We start from the raw sequence: 2,340 nt of genomic DNA on the forward strand, positions 1-2,340 counted from the left end.
GTCGGAGGCGTCGGCGGACGGGTCCACGGCCTTCTCCGCCCGTCGGCGCATCCGCTCGGCGTGCTCGGCCTCGTCGAGGGCGGTGGCCTCCTCGAGGGTCGGGGCCGAACCGCCGAGACGGGCCGGGACCCAGTTCGCACCGGGCGGGTACGGGCCGTAGCGCTGCGCGTACTCGTCCTGCAGCCGCTCGAGGGTGGCCTGCATCCGCGAGCGCAGCTCCTCGGTGCACTCCTCCACCGGCTCGTACGCCGGCGTCGGCTCGCCGACCTCCATCATGATCGGCACCTTCGGGCGCAGCAGCTTCTTGGGCAGGCCCTTGGTCCACACCCGCTGCGAGCCCCACAGGGTCACCGTGATGATCGGGACGTCGGCGGCGAGCGCCATCCGCACCGCACCGGACTTGAAGCCCTTGACCTCGAAACTGCGACTGATGGTGGCCTCGGGGAACACGCCCACCAGCTCTCCGGCCTTGAGCCGGTCCACCGCCTCGTCGAACGACGCCTTACCCGCCGTGCGGTCGACCGGGATGTGCTTGAGCTCCCGCATGATCGGCCCGGAGACCTTGTGGTCGAACACCTCGGCCTTGGCCATGTAGCGGATGAACCGCTTGTGCAGGCGCGCCGGGATGCCGCCGTAGACGAAGTCGAGGTACCCGGTGTGGTTCATCACCACCACGGCCCCGCCGACCTCGGGGAAGTTGCGCTCGCCGCGCATCGTGATGTCCAGTCCCTGGACTTTGAACATTGTCCGGGCGAACCCGATGATCCCCGTATAGAGCAGCTCCACGGCCCCCAGCGTAGCGGCCCACCCCGGGCGGCGTGATCCGCTGCCGGTAGGTTCGGCGGGGTGGATGACGACGAGCCCTTCGATTCGGTCGACCCCGCGGCGCGCAGTCGCCACTATTCGTGGCCGCCGCTGCCGAGCGAGTCCGAGCGCAGCCCGCACGCGGGGCTGGACGCCCTGCGGGGGATCGTCGACGGCGAGCGTCACCTCTCCCCCGGCGCGCACACCCTCGGCCTGGCACTGACCTCGGCGTCCGATCGCGTGGTCGCCATGACCGCCACACCCGGGGATTGGGCCCTGAACAACGGGGGGACCGTGCACGGCGGGATCGTCTCGGGGTGGGTCGACTCCGCCCTGGGCTACGCCACCGCGACCGTCGTCGACGAGGGCGTGGGCTACAGCACGCTCGACCTGACCGTCCGGTACATCCGCGCGCTCAGGTTGGAGAAGACCCCCGCGACGATCCATGCCGAGGTCGAGCACGTGGGCCGGTCGACGTGCGTCGTGCAGGCCAAGGTCCTCGACACCGACGGTCGGACCTGCGCCAGCGCGAGCGGCGTGATGATGCTCTTCCGGCCCTGAGCCGATCCGGTCAGCGGGGCGGCTCGAGCACGTCCTTGCCGACGAACGGCCGCAGCGCCTCGGGCACGACCACGGAACCGTCCGCCTGCTGGTGGTTCTCCAGGATCGCCACGAGCCAGCGCGTGGTGGCCAGCGTGCCGTTGAGGGTGGCGGCCGTCTGGGGCTTTCCCCCCTCGTCCCGGTAGCGCACCCCCAGCCGGCGGGCCTGGAACGTCGTGCAGTTGGACGTGGACGTGAGCTCCCGGTAGGCACCCTGGGTCGGGACCCACGCCTCGCAGTCGTACTTGCGGGCGGCCGACGACCCCAGGTCCCCACCGGCGATGTCGATCACGCGGAACGGCAGCCCCATGGCCTGCAGCATCTCCTTCTCGAAGCCCAGGAGGCGCAGGTGCTCGGCGTGGGCCTCCTCCGGCTTGCACCAGGAGAACATCTCGACCTTGTCGAACTGGTGCACGCGGATGATGCCGCGGGTGTCCTTGCCGTGGCTGCCGGCCTCACGCCGGAAGCACGAGGACCAGCCGACGTACCGCTTGGGTCCGGCCGACAGGTCCAGGATCTCGCCCTGGTGGTAGCCGGCGAGCGCGACCTCGGAGGTGCCCACCAGGTAGAGGTCGTCGGCCTCGAGCCGGTAGATCTCGTCGGCGTGGGCGCCGAGGAACCCGGTGCCCTGCATGATCTCGGGGCGCACCAGAACGGGCGGGATCATGAGTGTGAAGCCGTTGGCGGTGGCCTTCTGCGCGGCCAACTGCAGCATGCCCAGCTGCAGGAGTGCGCCGTAGCCGGTGAGGAAGTAGAAGCGCGCGCCCGAGACCTTGGCGCCGCGTTCCATGTCCAGCAGCCCCAGACTCTCCCCGAGCTCGAGGTGGTCCCTCGGCTCGAAGTCGAAGCTCGGGATCTCGCCGATCCGCTCGATCTCCACGAAGTCGTCCTCGCCCCCGGCGGGGGTCCCCGCCTCGACGACGTTGGAGAGGAGCC

The 2,340-nt window shown here is 70.5% G+C and carries 3 protein-coding genes; 1 reads left to right on the plus strand and 2 read right to left on the minus strand.

The window, feature by feature from the left end:
* Window positions 1-786, minus strand: a 786-nt coding sequence (locus tag G6020_RS10125; protein ID WP_182610533.1) for a 1-acyl-sn-glycerol-3-phosphate acyltransferase, incomplete at its 3' end; no start/stop codon positions are given.
* Window positions 787-846: 60 nt separating this feature from the next.
* On the opposite strand from G6020_RS10125, the gene G6020_RS17045 reads away from it, so the two are divergent.
* Window positions 847-1,365, plus strand: a complete 519-nt coding sequence (locus G6020_RS17045) for a PaaI family thioesterase (protein ID WP_182610534.1) — start codon at window positions 847-849, stop codon at window positions 1,363-1,365.
* A gap of 10 nt (window positions 1,366-1,375) precedes the next feature.
* Here G6020_RS17045 and serS read toward each other — a convergent pair.
* The coding region (gene serS, locus G6020_RS10135) for a serine--tRNA ligase (protein ID WP_182610535.1) at window positions 1,376-2,340 on the minus strand (965 nt) is incomplete at its 5' end.

Origin of the sequence: Dietzia sp. B19 (genome assembly GCF_014145155.1) — a bacterium.
GTDB lineage: Bacteria > Actinomycetota > Actinomycetes > Mycobacteriales > Mycobacteriaceae > Dietzia > Dietzia natronolimnaea.